Here is a 14,399-nt window from a genome sequence, read left to right as displayed (position 1 = left end):
CCGCGGGCGGCGGGCGGCGGGCGGCGGGCAGATCAAAGGCAGGCGTCAGCCGGCCTTCGTGCCATGTGCGCCGTCGGCGGTCGGCAGGTACGACAGTTCGAGCCGGTACGCGAGCGCGACGAACAGGCTCTGCGCGAGACCCATCGTCGCGGTCAGCGCGCGGAACCCGAACGTCGCGCTGTCCTGCACCATCAGCGTCACCTCGGCCTCCCGCGCGAGCGGGCTCATCCGGCTGTCGGTGATCGCGATCAGGCGCGCGCCGCGCTGCACGGCCTGCTGCGCGACCTGCACCGTCTCTTCCGCATACGGCATGAACGAGATCACGATCATCACGTCGCCCTCGCGCACCGAGCGGATCTGGCCGAGATGCATGCTGCCGAGCGCGCTGAACAGACCGATGCGCTTGTCGGTGTGCTGCAGCGCGTAGTCGAGATACACGGCGATCGGAAACGCGCGGCGCGAGCCGGCGATCCAGATCGCCTGCGTATCGGCGAGCAGGTCGACGGCCTGTGCGAGCGCGTGCGGGTCGAGCGTCTGGCGCAGCTGCTGCATGCCGGCAATGCTGCCCTTGATGAATTCGTCGGCGATCTGTTCAGGCTGCAGGCTCGACGAGCCCGATTCGATCACGTCGCGTACGCGCAGGTTGTACGCGCGGCCCGGCGCGATCTGCTGGGCAAGGCCCTCGCGGAACAGGCGCTGCATCTCGGAGAAGCCCGAGAAGCCGAAATGCTTCGCGAACCGCACGACGGCCGACGGCTGCACGCCGCACGCCTCCGCGAGCGACTGGATGCCTTCCAGCCCAAGCTGGTCCCGATGCGTTTCCACGTGACGCGCAATCACCTTCAGGCGATTGCTGAGGCCGTCGTACTCCTGCGTCAGATGCTGCAGGAACGCCTCGACGGTGGCGGGTGGTTTCTCGGATGAACTCATCGGATAGCGCGAAGTTGACGGCCCCGATGCGCGCGCAGCTTGCGGACGCGGCCCGGGGCTCACCTGTATACATGCATGAAGGGCGAATTTAATCACGTTTGCGGCACGGCCCGTGCCGCACGCTCGCTCCCACGCGCTCGATCATCACCTGCACACGCTCCACGGCTGGGTTGGAACGATTGTCCAACGGGGTCGCCGCGCCGTAAAGATTAGGGCGTTTACCGACGCCCAGACGGACGGTAGCGCCGCGGCAGCCGACAGCCGCTCACGGCCGCTGGTCGACGCCGCGCATCGGCCGCCGTTCGCTCATCGATAGTCGACCCACACGCCGCCCGCATCGGCGGACCGCACGCAGTTCTCGACCCAGCGCACACCTTCGACACCCGCGTGGACGTCCGGAAAGCGGATGTTCTTCAACGCCTGCGCGTCGCCGCGATCGGCGGCGTCCATCGCGAGCGCGAAGCGCGCGTACAGATTCGACCACGCTTCGAACAGCCCTTCCGGATGCCCGGCGCCGATGCGATCCTCGCGCGTTGCGTTCGGATGCAGGTACGGCATCCCGCGATCGAGCACCTGCGCGGGCTGCCCCTGGATCTCGTAGCGCAACTGGTTCGGATGCTCGTCCCACCATTCGACGCTCGCCTTCGAACCGATCACACGTACCTTCTGTCCGTGCATCGAGCCCGCGTTCACCGCGCTCGACCACACGTAGCCGATCGCGCCGGTGTCGTATTCCATGATCGTGAACGCGTTGTCCTCGAGCGGCGCGCGGCTCTTCACGAAGCTCTGCCGCGAACACATCAGACGCTTGATCTTCAGCTCGGGCGCCATCACTTCCGAGATGTACAGCGGATGCGTGCCGATGTCGCCGAGCACGTAGCTCGGGCCCGCGAACTTCGGATCGACGCGCCACCGCGCGGCCGCGCTCGCGGCCTCGACACCTTCGCTATGGAAGCCGTGCGCGAACTGCATCTGCACGATGCGGATCTCGCCGAGATCGCCGCGCGCGATCATCTCGCGTGCCTGCTCGATCATCTGGTGTCCGGAATAGCCGTACGCGACGCCGACGATGCGGTTCTTCTCGACCGACAGCCGCTGCAGCGCCTCGGCCTCTTCCGTCGTGAAGCACAGCGGCTTCTCGCAGACCACGTGCAGCCCCGCATTCAGCGCCGCGCGGCAGATCTCGAAGTGCGTGTTGTTCGGCGTCGCGATCGACACCGCGCGGATACCGTCGGCACGCTTCGCCTCGGCATCGAACATCGTCCGGTAGTCGGGATAGCAGCGGTCCGCATCGACGCCGAGCTTCACGCCGAACTGTCGACCGCGTTCGGCATCGATGTCGAACGCGCCGGCGACCAGCTGGAAGCTGCCGTCGCGCAAGGCGGCCGAGCGGTGGCTGTAGCCGATCTGGCTGCCGAGCCCGCCGCCGACCATGCCCCAGCGAATCGAATGGCCGAGCAGAATCTGTCCGTCGATCATGATTGTCGTGTTCCTGTCTGTATTCGGGTGTTCAGAATGGGTTCAGAGGTGCGAGCCGTCGCTCGCGCTTACGCGAATCCGGCCGATGCGAGAAACGCGCGGCTCGCCGCGACGTCGCGCAGGCTCGTGCCGGCATTGCGCGGATCGCGTTCCTGTTCGATCGTGATGTAGCCGGCATAGCCGATGTCGTCGAGCGCACGGCGGATCGCGCGGTAGTCGAGCACGCCGTTGCCGATCGGGCACATCACGCCGCGCGCGCAGGCCGCGAAGAACGCGATGTGCTCGCCCATCACCGCGTCGTACACGGCCGCGTCGATGTCCTTGAAATGCACGTAGTCGAGGCGCGCCGCGTGACGGCGCAGCCATGTGTCGGGATCCATCCCCGAGTAGTACAGGTGGCCGGTGTCGAGACAGAGGCCGGCCGTATCGGCCGCGATGTCCGCGACGATCCGGTCGATCTCGTCCGCGAACTCGATGTAGCCGCCCGCATGCGGATGAATCACCGCGCGCACGCCGAACTCGTCGCGCGCAACCGTCGCGATCTGGCGGATGTGGTCGACCATTCGCGCCCAGCGTTCGGCGGACAGGCGCGGTGCACGATCTGCGTGGCCGGCCGCGTAGTCGCGCTCCTCGTGCCCCCAGTCCATCACGACCAGGTACGGCGCCGCATAGCGCTGGCCCGGCTGCGTCGGCAGCTTCGGCAGCCGCGTGATCAGCGCGCAGATCTCGCGCGTCTGGCGCAGCAGGTTCGGCAGGTTCTCCGGGGACACCAGGTCGTCGAAGATCGTGCCGGCGGTGATGCTCAGGCGCTGCCGGTCGAGCTCCGCGCTCACGACGTCGAGTTCGAGCGGGATGTAGCCGTACGGGCCGAGCTCGATGCCCGAGTACCCGGCCTGCGCCGCTTCGGCGAGCACGTGCCGCCACGGCGGCAGGTGCGGGTTCTTCACGTCATCGACGCCCCAACAGCAGGGCGCGCAGCCAATCTTCATCGTCATGTCGGTCAGTCCGGCAGGAAAGCGGCGCGCGGCCGCGAGCATGGCCGCATGTCCGCGCGGCCCGGTGTGAGTCGGTTCAGCCTGTTCAACCGCGATAGAACGCCGGGCGTTCGGCCATCGCGATCGACTCGACCGCCCTGCTCTTTTGCGCGCGCACGCACGCGTCGGCCGCGACCGCCGCCGCATAGCCGTCCCAGGCGGACGGACCGGTCAGCGCCCCCTGCCGCACGCCGTCGATGAACGCCTGCAGCTCGACGTCGTACGACGCGATGAAGCGCTCCTTCCAGTCGGTCATGATCTCGACCGACTGCCGCGCCGCGTGCTTCAGCCCGATCGCGGGCGGATCGGGCAGCTTCGCGATACCGTTCTCGCCGACCACCTCGCACTGGATGTCGTAGCCGTACTGGCAGTTCACGAAGATCTCGACGTCGATGCGCACGCCGCTCGCGGTTTCGAGCAGCACGATCTGCGGATCGGCGAGATGCGCGCTCGCGTGGCGCGTCTTCTTCGGATAGACGACCTGCGCGCTCGCGTAGTCCTCGCCGAGCAGCCAGCGCAGCACGTCGAGCTCATGGATCAGCGTGTCAGTGATCGCCATGTCGGTCGTGTAGCGCTCGCCGACCGACTGGTTGCGGTGCGCGCAATGGAGCATCAGCGGCGCGCCGATCTCGCCGCTGTCGATCACGCGCTTCAGCGCGCGATAGCCTTCGTCGTACGGCCGCATGAAACCGACCTGCACGAGCCGCTTGCCGTGCGCGACCTCGGCCTCGACGATGCGCATGCAGCCTTCGGCCGTCACCGCGAGCGGCTTCTCGCAGAACACCGGCTTGCCGTGCGCGATTGCGTCGAGCACGAACGCTTCGTGCGTCGGCCCCCACGACGTGACGAGCACGGCCTGCACGTCGGCGGCCGCGACCACCTCGTGGCCGTCGCCGTAGATTTCCGCATCGAGCCCATACTTCGTCACCGCATCGCGCGCCTGCTGCGGATCGATGTCGTTGACGGCCACCACTCTTGCGCCGGACAGCGTGCGCGTGAGCCTGCGGATATGGTCCTGGCCGATCGCGCCACAGCCGATCACGCCGATTTGCAAGGTCATCCGGATATCTCCAGTCGTTCGTTCATCAGCGGCGCGACCCGTGCCGCGCCGTCGGTTATCTGTCAGCGCACCGCGTGCTCGAAATGGCGCTCGACGTAGCGCTGGATCGTCTCGCGCATATAGCGCGACGACGCTTCCGCGCGGTCCTCCCACGCGAACACGCACGACGACATCACGCCGTCGAAGCCGGCCGCGCCGAGCGCGCGGAAAAACACGTCCCAGTCGATCTCGCCCTGCCCGATGTCGAGATGCTGGTGCACGCGGATCTGGTTCGAGCCGGGCGGGTTCACGATGTAGCGCAGCTGGCTGCTCTTGCGGTGATCGAAGGTGTCGGCCACGCGCACGTGCGCGAGGATCGGTGCGGCCTGCGCGATCATCGCGGCCATGTCGTCGCCGTAGTAGAACGTGTGCGGTGCGATGTACGACAGTTTCAGCGACGGCGAACCGATGTTCGTGACGATGTCGCTCGCCGGCTGCAGCTGTTCGATCCAGTCTTCCGGATGCGGCTCGACCGACAGCACGATGCGTTCGCGCTCGAGGATCGGCAGCAGCTCGTCCATCGAACGGAACCACGCGGCCTCGCACAGCTCCTTCGGGTTCGCGCCCGGCCGCTCGCCGACCGAGCGCTCCGGCGACGCGCCGCGCCCGAACTCGGACACCATCAGCGTGCATTCCATCTCGATCGCGACCTCGATCGCCTTCTTCCAGCAGCGCACCGCCCATTGCCGCTCGTCGTCGAACGGGCTGGCCCAGCGGTACATCGGCTGCAGCGATGCAAGGCCCACGCCGCTTGCGCGCAGTGCCTGCCGGAACGCGGCCATGCGCTCGCGCGTCGCGCGCGGCATCACCCACCAGTCGAGAAAGTCGCTGCGCGGCGACAGCTCGATCTGGTCGTAGCCGAGCTCGGCGACCGCGTGCGGCAGCCGGTCGAGCGGCAGGTGGCGAATCATGTAGGGATCCAGAGCGATCTTCATTTTCTTCCCGGACGGTTGGAGGGGCGGTCGCGGCCGGTCAGCGGCGCGACTTCTTGTTGCGGTACTGGTCGGCGATCACGGCCGCGACGATGATCGCGCCCTTGACCATCTCCTGGTAGTACGCGTCGATCCGGATGAACGTGAAGCCCGACGTCATCACGCCGAGGATCAGCACGCCGATCACGGTGCCGGTCACGCGCCCGAGCCCGCCGGACAGCGACGTGCCGCCGATCACGACCGCCGCGATCGCATCGAGCTCGTACATCACGCCCATGCCCGACTGGCCGGAGATCGCCCGCGCGGCCGTCACGGTGCCGGCGATCCCGCTCAGGAGGCCCGCGATCGCATAGACGAACACCAGGTGGCGCGTCACGTTGATGCCCGACACGACGGCCGCGTGACGGTTCGCGCCGATTGCATACGTATACTTGCCGAAGCGCGTGTAGCGCAGCACGACGTGGAAGATCACGGCCACCACGACGAAGATGATCACCGGGTTCGCCCCCGCACCGATCGCCGCGAACTGGTCGGTCAGCATCGATACCGGCATCCCGTTGGTGAACCACTTCGCGAAGCCGCGCGCGGCGACCATCGTGCCGAGCGTCGCGATGAACGGCGGGATGCCGGTCAGCGCGATCAGCGAACCGTTCAGCAAGCCCACCAGCAGCCCGACGCACACCCCGGCCAGCACCGGCCAGATGATCGGCAGGTCGGTCAGGTGCGGGAACACCGCGCGCGGGAAATCGGACACCTGCGCGAGGCTGGCCGACACGACGGCCGCCGCGGCGACGACCGAGCCCGACGACAGGTCGATGCCGCTCGTGATGATCACGAGGTTCACGCCGACCGCGATGATGCCGATCACGGCCATCTGCAGCACGATGATCTCGAGCCGCTCCGCGTTGAACAGGAAGCTCTGGCCGACGACGAGCCAGCCGATCACCTCGAAGAACAGGCTGATGCCCACCAGCACCAGGAAGATGCTCAGCTCGGGCGGCCACTTCGCGTGCCGCGTCTTGATCGTCATGGACTGCGCGTCCGCGACCGGATTCAGGTTGCCCATTTCATTGTCTCCATGCTTGTTGCGGCTCAGCGCGACGCCAGATCCATGATGCGGACCTGGTCGGCGTCCTTGCGTTCGACGATGCCGGTCATCCGGCCTTCGTGCATCACCATCACGCGATCGCTCATGCCGAGCACCTCCGGCATCTCCGACGAGATCATCAGCACCGCGACGCCCTTGCCGGCGAGCGCGCTGACGAGCCGGTGGATCTCGGCCTTCGCGCCGACGTCGATGCCGCGCGTCGGCTCGTCGAGGATCAGGATGCGCGGTTGCGTGAGCAACCAGCGGCCGATCAGCACCTTCTGCTGGTTGCCGCCCGACAGGTTCTGGATTTCCTCGTGCAGCCCGGGCGTCTTCACGCGCAGCATGCGGCTCATTTCCTCGCAGTCGCGCTTGAGTTGCGCCTGCCGCACGAAGTTGAACCTCACGTAGCGGTTGCTGAGCACCGCCGCTTCCATGTTCGCGAGCAGGTCGAGATTCAGGAAGCAGCCGGTGTCCTTGCGGTCCTCGGTGAGGAACGCCATCCCGTGCTTCATCGCCTGCGCGGGCGTGGTGATGCGCACCGGCTTGCCGTGGATGCGGATCTCGCCCGACGTGGCCGGCACGACGCCGAACAACGCCTCCGCGACGTTCGAGCGCCCCGAGCCGACGAGGCCCGCGACGCCGAGGATCTCGCCCGCGCGCAGCTCGAAGCTGACGTCGCGGAACACGCCGTCGACGCTCAGGTTCTTCACGGCCAGCACGACGTCGCCGATCGGCACCTCTTCCTTCGGAAACATCTGCGTGATCTCGCGGCCGACCATCATCCGGATGATGTCGTCGCGCGTGACGTCGGTCGACGCATGCGTGCCGATGTACTTGCCGTCGCGGAACACCGAGAACTCGTCGGCGATCTCGAACAGCTCGTTCATCTTGTGCGTGATGTAGACGATGCCCTTGCCCTGCTCGCGCAGCTGGCGAATGATCCGGAACAGGTGCGTGACCTCCTTCTCGGTCAGCGCGGAAGTCGGCTCGTCCATGATCAGCACGTCGGAGTCGAACGACACGGCCTTCGCGATCTCGACCATCTGGCGGCTCGCGACCGTCAGCGTGCGCACGTCGGCTTCCGGATCGATGTCGATCGACAGCCGCTCGAACAGCGCGGCGGTGCGGCGGCGCAGCTCGGCGTGGTCGATCAGCCCGAAGCGGTTCTTCGGCTCGCGGCGAATCCAGATGTTCTCCGCGACCGTCATGTACGGCATCAGGTTGAGTTCCTGGTGAATCATCGCGATCCCGCGATCCAGCGCGTCGAGCGGGCCGTTCAGCACGACGGGCTCGCCGTTGATCAGGATCTCGCCCTGGTCGGGCGTATAGACGCCGGCGATGATCTTCATCAGCGTCGACTTGCCGGCGCCGTTCTCGCCCATCAGCGCATGCACGGTGCCGCGACGCACGCGAAACTGCACGCCGTCGAGCGCGACGACGCCGGGAAACGACTTGCCGACGCCGCGCACCTCGAGCAGGCAATCGGCCGTGGAAGCGCCGGACGAACCGGGCGCGGCGGACGAAGCGGCCGGCGCGCTTTCGCTGGCCATCGAGCGCGCCATCCTGGCTGTAAACATGGACGTTCCTCGAAAGTCTCACGCGAGCCCGGTCGCGCCGGGCCCGCGCAGTTCAGCGGAAAAAACGGTCAGTGCTTCGCGTACTGGTTCATGTTCTCCGGCGTGACGAGCTCGAACGGCACGTTCACGTAGCGGTCGACCGGCTGCTTCGTCGCCAGCTTGAGCGCGGTCGCGACGGCCTGTGCGCCCTGCCCGGACGCATTCTGATAGACGGACACCTTCAGGTCGCCGCTCTTCATCGCCGCGAGCCCGTCCGGCGTTGCGTCGATGCCCGCGACGACCGTCTTCGGCGTCAGCTTGCGCGCGGCCTTCAGCGCGTTGATCGCGCCGATCGCCATCTCGTCGTTGTTCGAAATGATCGCGTCGAACTTCGTGCCGGAGCTCAGCCAGTTCATCGTGATGTCCTGGCCCTGCGTGCGGCTCCACTTGCCTTCGCGCTTGTCGACGATCTTCATGCCGGAACAGTCCTTGGTCGCGATCACGTCCTCGATGTCCTTGGTGCGCGCGCGCGCCGACTCGTTCGACAGCTCGCCCATCAGCACGAGGATGTCGCCCTTGCCGCCGAGCAGCTTGCACACCTGGCGCGCCTGCAGCGTGCCCGACTGCTTCTCGTCGGACGCAACCACCGCGACGCCGGCCGGCAGCTTGTCGAAATCGACCGGCTTGCGGTTCACGTAGATGAGCGGAATCTTCGCGGCGGTCACCATCTTGGTGATCTTCGGCGTCGCATCGGTATCCACCGGATTCACGATGATCGCGTCGACCTTCTGCGCGATCATGTTCTGGACCTGGCTCAACTGCTTGCCGACGTCGTTGCCGCCGTCCTCGATCTGCACGGTCGCGCCGTCCTTCTTCGCCGCATCGCCGATGCTGTTGCGCAGGATCGTCAGGAACGTGTCGTCGAACGATGCCATCGTCACGCCGATCTTCTCGGCATGCGCGAGCGGCATGGCCAGGATTGCGGCGGCCGCGGCGGCCATCAGCTTGGTCTTCATGATCACTCTGTCTCCTCATCTCCGGGGGGCGGAAAGCGGCGCGTTGCGCGCCGTCGTGCCGAGTCCGATCTGGTCCGATCGGGACTGAAGCATCCGGATGAAACTGTAGATCACTTCCTCGACGATTTGGAAATTTATTTCTACGTGATTTCACCTAGGGAACTGTATTTCCAAAAGGCCTAGACTCCGTTCCGTAGCCCGATTCGATGCGGCAGGTGCTCGTGTGTCATGCCGCAGGCGTGGCGCGCCAGCGCCGCTCGATCGGTCCCCTAATCCGCCGGCACGGTCGAACGCCGGCCGCGAGCGTGATACGTGATATGAGCCCGTTGAACTTTCCGACTGACCGCCCCATCGATCTCGCCTGCCTCGGCCGCGTCGCCGTGGATCTCTACGCGCAGCAGTACGGCAGCCGCCTGGAGGATGCGCGCAGCTTCCAGATGTATCTCGGCGGCTCGTCGGGCAACGTCGCGTTCGGCGTCGCCCGGCTCGGGCTGAAGACCGCGATGATCTCGCGCGTCGGCGACGAGCAGATGGGCCGCTTCGTGCGCGAGACGCTCGAGCGCGAAGGCTGCGACACGAGCCAGCTGCAGACCGACCCGGAGCGCCAGACCGCGCTCGTGCTGCTCGGGCTGAAGGATCGCGACACCTTCCCGCTGCTGTTCGTGCGCGAGAACTGCGCGGACATGGCCGTGCGCGCCGACGAGATCCGCGAGGACTTCATCGCCGGCTGCCGCGCGCTCGCGATCACCGGCACGCATCTGTCCACGCCGGCCACCCGCGAAGCGTCGCTGACCGCGCTCGGCTACGCGCGCCGCCACGGCGTCGTGCGGATTCTCGACATCGACTACCGGCCGGTGTTGTGGGGCTTGACCGCGCGCGGCGCGGGCGAAAACCGCTACGTTCCGGACGCGCACGTCACGCGGCAACTGCAGCAGGTGCTCGGCGAATTCGACCTGCTGGTCGGCACCGAGGAGGAATTCCTGATCGCGGGCGGCGTGCCGCACGACCTGATCGCGTCGCTCGAGGCCGTGCGCCGCGCGAGCAACGCGGTGCTGGTGGTCAAGCGCGGCGCGCTCGGCTGCTGCGTGATCGAACGCGACGTCCCCGCGCGCATCGACGATGCGCCGACCTTTCACGGCGAACGTGTCGAAGTGCTGAATGTGCTCGGCGCGGGCGACGCGTTCCTGTCGGGCCTGCTGTCGGGGCTGCTGCGCGGGCGCGACTGGGCCGATTCGACGCGCATCGCGAACGCGTGCGGCGCGATCGTCGTGTCGCGCCACGCGTGTTCGGCCGCGATGCCGACGCCGGCCGAGCTCGCGCACTGGTTCGGCGGCAGCCGCAATCCGCAGGTGGATGCCGACCGCACGCTCGCGCACCTGCATCGCGTGACGGTGCCGCGCCGCGAATGGGACGACCTGTGCGTGATGGCGTTCGACCATCGTAGCCAGTTCTACGAACTCGCGGTGCAGGCCGGTGCCGACGAGGCGCGGATCAAGACACTCAAGCGCCTGCTCGTGCGCGCGGCCGAACAGGTCGAGCGCGAGCGCCGCATCGAAGGCCATGTGGGCGTGCTGATCGACGGCGGCGCGTACGGCAGCGATGCGCTCGCGTCGGCCACCGGCCGCGGCTGGTGGGTCGGGCGCCCGGTCGAGCTGCCCGGCTCGCGGCCGCTCTGCTTCGACGACACGCGCTCGGTCGGCTCGGCGCTCACGCACTGGCCGACCGAGCAGGTCGTGAAGTGCCTCGTCCACTACCACCCCGACGACGACGTCGACCTGCGCGTCGCGCAGGAGCAGCGCGTGCTGGAGCTGTGGGAAGCCACGCGCGCGAGCGGCAACGAGCTGCTGCTGGAAATCATCCCGCCGCGCGCGGTCACGCCGGCCGGCACCGAGGACGACGCGGTGCTGCGCACGGTCGCGCGCTTCTACAACCTCGGCGTGATGCCCGAATGGTGGAAGCTCGCGCCGATGAGCGCGGACGGCTGGGCGCGGCTCGAAACGCTGGTGGCCGAGCGCGATCCGTACTGCCGGGGCGCTGTGATCCTCGGGCTGAACCAGCCGCTGCAATATCTGGTCGACAGCTTCCGCTCGGCGACCAACCCGATCGTCAAGGGCTTCATGGTCGGGCGCACGCTGTGGGTCGATGCATCGCTGAACTGGCTCGCCGGCCGGATCGACGACCAGGCGCTGATCGACGAAGTGGCCGGCAATTTCGCGCAACTGGTCGACGCGTGGCTCGCGCGCCGTGGCGCCGCGCGCGCCGCCGCCGCGGCCTGATGCGGGGTCGATGGATGCCCGCGATCGAGGCCCGACAGTTGCCCGTGCCCGTAATCACCACCCGACTCTTCCTGATCGACAGACGATGACCACCACCGTGAGACTGACCGTCAGCCAGGCGCTCGTGCGCTACCTGGCCGCCCTGCGCGCCGAAGTCGTCCAGCCGGACGGCCGCACCGAGATCCTGCCGTACTGCGGCGGCGTGTTCGCGATCTTCGGCCACGGCAACGTGGCCGGCCTCGGCGAGGCGCTGCATGCAGAGAAGGACCGGCTGCCGACGTTCCGCGCGCACAACGAGCAAGGGATGGCGAACGCGGCCGTCGCGTTCGCGAAGGCGAATTTCCGTCAGCGGATGATGGCCGCGACATCGAGCATCGGCCCGGGCGCGACCAACATGCTGACCTCCGCCGCGCTCGCGCACGTCGGCCGGCTGCCGCTGTTGCTGCTGCCCGGCGACGTGTTCGTGTCGCGATTGCCCGACCCCGTGCTGCAACAGGTCGAGGATTTCGAACAGGGCGACGTCAGCGCGAACGACTGCTTCCGGCCGGTCACGCGCTACTTCGACCGCATCACGTCGCCCGAGCAGTTGCTCGTCGCACTGCCGCGCGCGATCCAGGTGATGACCGACCCGGCGCAATGCGGGCCCGTGTGTCTCGCGCTGCCGCAGGACGTGCAGACCTTCGCGTACGACTGGCCCGAGGATTTCTTCGCGCCGCCGGTGATCCGGATGCGCCGGCCGCCGGCCGACGCGCTCGAACTCGCCGATGCGCTCGACGTGCTGAAGGCCGCGAAGAAGCCGCTGATCGTCGCCGGCGGCGGCGTGCTGTACAGCCAGGCGTGGGACGCGCTGCGCAATTTCGCCGACACGCACGGCGTGCCGGTCGCCGAATCGCAGGCCGGCAAAGGCAGCCTCGCGTGGGACCACCCGCTGAACCTCGGCTCGATCGGCGTGACGGGCTCGCCCGCCGCGAACCGCGCGGCCGCGCAGGCCGACGTGGTGTTCGCGGTCGGCACGCGGCTGCAGGACTTCACGACCGGCTCGCATGCGCTGTTCGGCAACGCGACGCTCCTGAGCCTGAACGTGCAGCCGTTCGACGCGGGCAAGAAGCGCGGCCGGCAGTTGATCGCCGATGCGCGCACGGGGCTCGGCCAGTTGTCGGCCGCGCTCGCCGGCTGGCAAGCGGATGCCGCATGGACCGCCGCGAACCGCGACCACGCCGCCGCGTGGAACGCGCGCGTGACCGAGCTGACCACGCGCGTGCCGAAGGACACGCTGCCGTACGACGCCGAAGTGATCGGCGCGGTGCGCGACTCGGCGGCGGACGCGGGACGCGACAGCGCGCGCGACGATCTCGTCGTGTGCGCGGCCGGCACGCTGCCGGCCGAGCTGCACAAGCTGTGGCGCAGCGGCGTGCCGGGCAACTATCACATGGACTATGCGTACTCGTGCATGGGCTACGAGGTCGCGGGCGGTCTCGGCGCGAAGCTCGCGCGGCCCGAGCGCGAAGTGATCGTGATCGTCGGCGACGGCTCGTACATGATGCTCAACGCGGAGCTCGCGACGTCCGTGCTGCTCGGTCGCAAGATCATCGTCGTGATCCTCGACAACCGCGGCTACGGCTGCATCGAGCGGCTGCAGCTGAATTGCGGCGGCGCGAGCTTCAACAACATGCTCGACGACTGCGTGCCGGAAGGCGGCGAACGCTCGACGATCGACTTCGCGATGCATGCGCGCTCGATGGGCGCAGAAGCCGTGCACGTGCGCGACGTGGCCGAGCTGCGCCACGAGATGAAGCGTGCGCGTGCGGCGAAAACGAGCCAGGTGCTGGTGATCGACACGACGCACGAGCGCACGACGGAGGACGGCGGCGCATGGTGGGAAGTCGCGGTGCCGCAAGTGTCCGCGCGCGCCGGCGTCGAACGCGCGCACCAGACGTATCTCGACGAGAAAACCCGGCAGCGGCGTTGATGCACCTGCCCTGTCCATCTGCCGCACCGGTAAAAACAACATTCGAATCAAGGACGCACGTCATGAGCTGGAACGTTCGCATCGGTATCAATCCCCTGTCGTGGATGAACGACGACCTGCCGTCGCTCGGCGGCGAGACGCCGCTCGAGACGGCGCTGAAGGAAGGTGCCGAGATCGGCTATGCGGGCTTCGAGCTCGGCAACAAGTTTCCGAAGACGGGCCCCGAGCTGAAGGCGAAGCTCGCCGAGTTCGGGCTCGTGTGCGTGTCGGGCTGGTATTCGGGCTTCCTCGCGGAAGTCGCGCCGGGCATGAGCGATGCCGATGCGGTTGCCGCCGAGATCGAGCGCTGCCGTGCACACATGACGAAGCTGCAATTCAACGACGTGAAGGTCGTCGTGTACGGCGAATGCGCGGGCACGATCCAGGGCAGCATCGACACGCCGGTCGCAAAGCGGCCGCGTTTCGTCGACGACGCAACCTGGCGGCGCTACGCGGCGCGCCTCGACGCGTTCGGCGCGCATCTGCTCGACGCCTACGGGATCAAGCTCGCCTACCATCACCACATGGGTGCGTACGTCGAATCGCCTGACGATGTCGACCGGCTGATGGCGCTGACCGATCCCGCGAAGGTGTTCCTGCTGTTCGACACCGGCCATGCGTATTTCGGCGGCGCGGCCGATCCGGTCGCGCTGCTGAAGAAGCACGTATCGCGGGTCGTGCACGTGCACTGCAAGGACGTGCGGCCGCAGGTCGTCACGCAGGCGCGCAACGGCGGCTGGAGCTTCCTGAACGGCGTGATCAACGGCACCTTCACCGTACCGGGCGACGGCGCGCTCGATTACGAAGCGACGCTGCGCACGCTGAAGGATGCCGGCTACGAAGGCTGGCTCGTCGTCGAGGCCGAGCAGGATCCGGCCGTCGCGCCGAGCTATCAGTATGCGAAGAAGGGCTACGATTCGCTGCGCGCGATCGTCGACCGGTTGAGCGCCTGAGTGCATGAATGCTTGAGCGCCGTCAC

General features: G+C 67.7%; 11 protein-coding genes. 3 read left to right on the top strand and 8 right to left on the bottom strand.

The genetic code is table 11. The annotated features are described in order from the left end of the window. Nucleotides 1-45: 45 nt before the first annotated feature. The 8 genes from C7H84_RS17040 to C7H84_RS17005 form a co-directional block, all read right to left on the bottom strand. Nucleotides 46-930, bottom strand: coding sequence for a MurR/RpiR family transcriptional regulator (locus C7H84_RS17040; RefSeq protein WP_121859867.1), 885 nt, complete (start codon nt 928-930; stop codon nt 46-48). Nucleotides 931-1,236: 306 nt separating this feature from the next. Next, nucleotides 1,237-2,409: a Gfo/Idh/MocA family oxidoreductase gene (locus tag C7H84_RS17035; protein WP_121859866.1), complete on the bottom strand. Its 1,173-nt coding sequence runs from the start codon at nt 2,407-2,409 to the stop codon at nt 1,237-1,239. 68 nt (nt 2,410-2,477) lie between these two features. Beyond that, complete coding sequence (locus C7H84_RS17030; RefSeq protein WP_121859986.1) at nt 2,478-3,404, bottom strand: TIM barrel protein; 927 nt, start codon at nt 3,402-3,404, stop codon at nt 2,478-2,480. 85 nt (nt 3,405-3,489) lie between these two features. Further along, complete coding sequence (locus tag C7H84_RS17025; RefSeq protein ID WP_121859865.1) at nt 3,490-4,503, bottom strand: Gfo/Idh/MocA family oxidoreductase; 1,014 nt, start codon at nt 4,501-4,503, stop codon at nt 3,490-3,492. Nucleotides 4,504-4,565: 62 nt separating this feature from the next. Next, nucleotides 4,566-5,477: a sugar phosphate isomerase/epimerase gene (locus tag C7H84_RS17020; protein ID WP_121859864.1), complete on the bottom strand. Its 912-nt coding sequence runs from the start codon at nt 5,475-5,477 to the stop codon at nt 4,566-4,568. 37 nt (nt 5,478-5,514) lie between these two features. Continuing rightward, nucleotides 5,515-6,540: an ABC transporter permease gene (locus C7H84_RS17015; RefSeq protein WP_121859863.1), complete on the bottom strand. Its 1,026-nt coding sequence runs from the start codon at nt 6,538-6,540 to the stop codon at nt 5,515-5,517. A gap of 26 nt (nt 6,541-6,566) precedes the next feature. Beyond that, nucleotides 6,567-8,141, bottom strand: a complete 1,575-nt coding sequence (locus C7H84_RS17010; RefSeq protein WP_121859862.1) for a sugar ABC transporter ATP-binding protein — start codon at nt 8,139-8,141, stop codon at nt 6,567-6,569. A gap of 68 nt (nt 8,142-8,209) precedes the next feature. Further along, nucleotides 8,210-9,136 carry a sugar ABC transporter substrate-binding protein gene (locus C7H84_RS17005; protein ID WP_121859985.1) on the bottom strand — a complete coding sequence of 309 codons (927 nt, stop codon included), beginning with the start codon at nt 9,134-9,136 and terminating at the stop codon, nt 8,210-8,212. A gap of 317 nt (nt 9,137-9,453) precedes the next feature. Between C7H84_RS17005 and iolC the strand changes: the two genes are divergently transcribed. From iolC to iolE, 3 genes are all read left to right on the top strand, one after another. Beyond that, nucleotides 9,454-11,412 (top strand): 5-dehydro-2-deoxygluconokinase, encoded by a 1,959-nt coding sequence (gene iolC, locus C7H84_RS17000; RefSeq protein ID WP_121859861.1) that lies wholly within the window; start codon nt 9,454-9,456, stop codon nt 11,410-11,412. 85 nt (nt 11,413-11,497) lie between these two features. Beyond that, entirely contained in the window at nt 11,498-13,381 is a 1,884-nt protein-coding gene (gene iolD / locus C7H84_RS16995; protein WP_121859860.1) for a 3D-(3,5/4)-trihydroxycyclohexane-1,2-dione acylhydrolase (decyclizing), read from the top strand. A 62-nt stretch (nt 13,382-13,443) separates the two neighbouring features. Continuing rightward, nucleotides 13,444-14,373, top strand: coding sequence for a myo-inosose-2 dehydratase (iolE, locus tag C7H84_RS16990; RefSeq protein ID WP_121859859.1), 930 nt, complete (start codon nt 13,444-13,446; stop codon nt 14,371-14,373). Nucleotides 14,374-14,399 lie beyond the last annotated feature (26 nt).

Origin of the sequence: Burkholderia sp. Nafp2/4-1b (assembly GCF_003635165.1) — a bacterium.
Taxonomy (GTDB): domain Bacteria; phylum Pseudomonadota; class Gammaproteobacteria; order Burkholderiales; family Burkholderiaceae; genus Burkholderia.
Note: the sequence above shows the minus strand (reverse complement) of the source record. Positions and strands in the feature narration are given on the sequence as shown.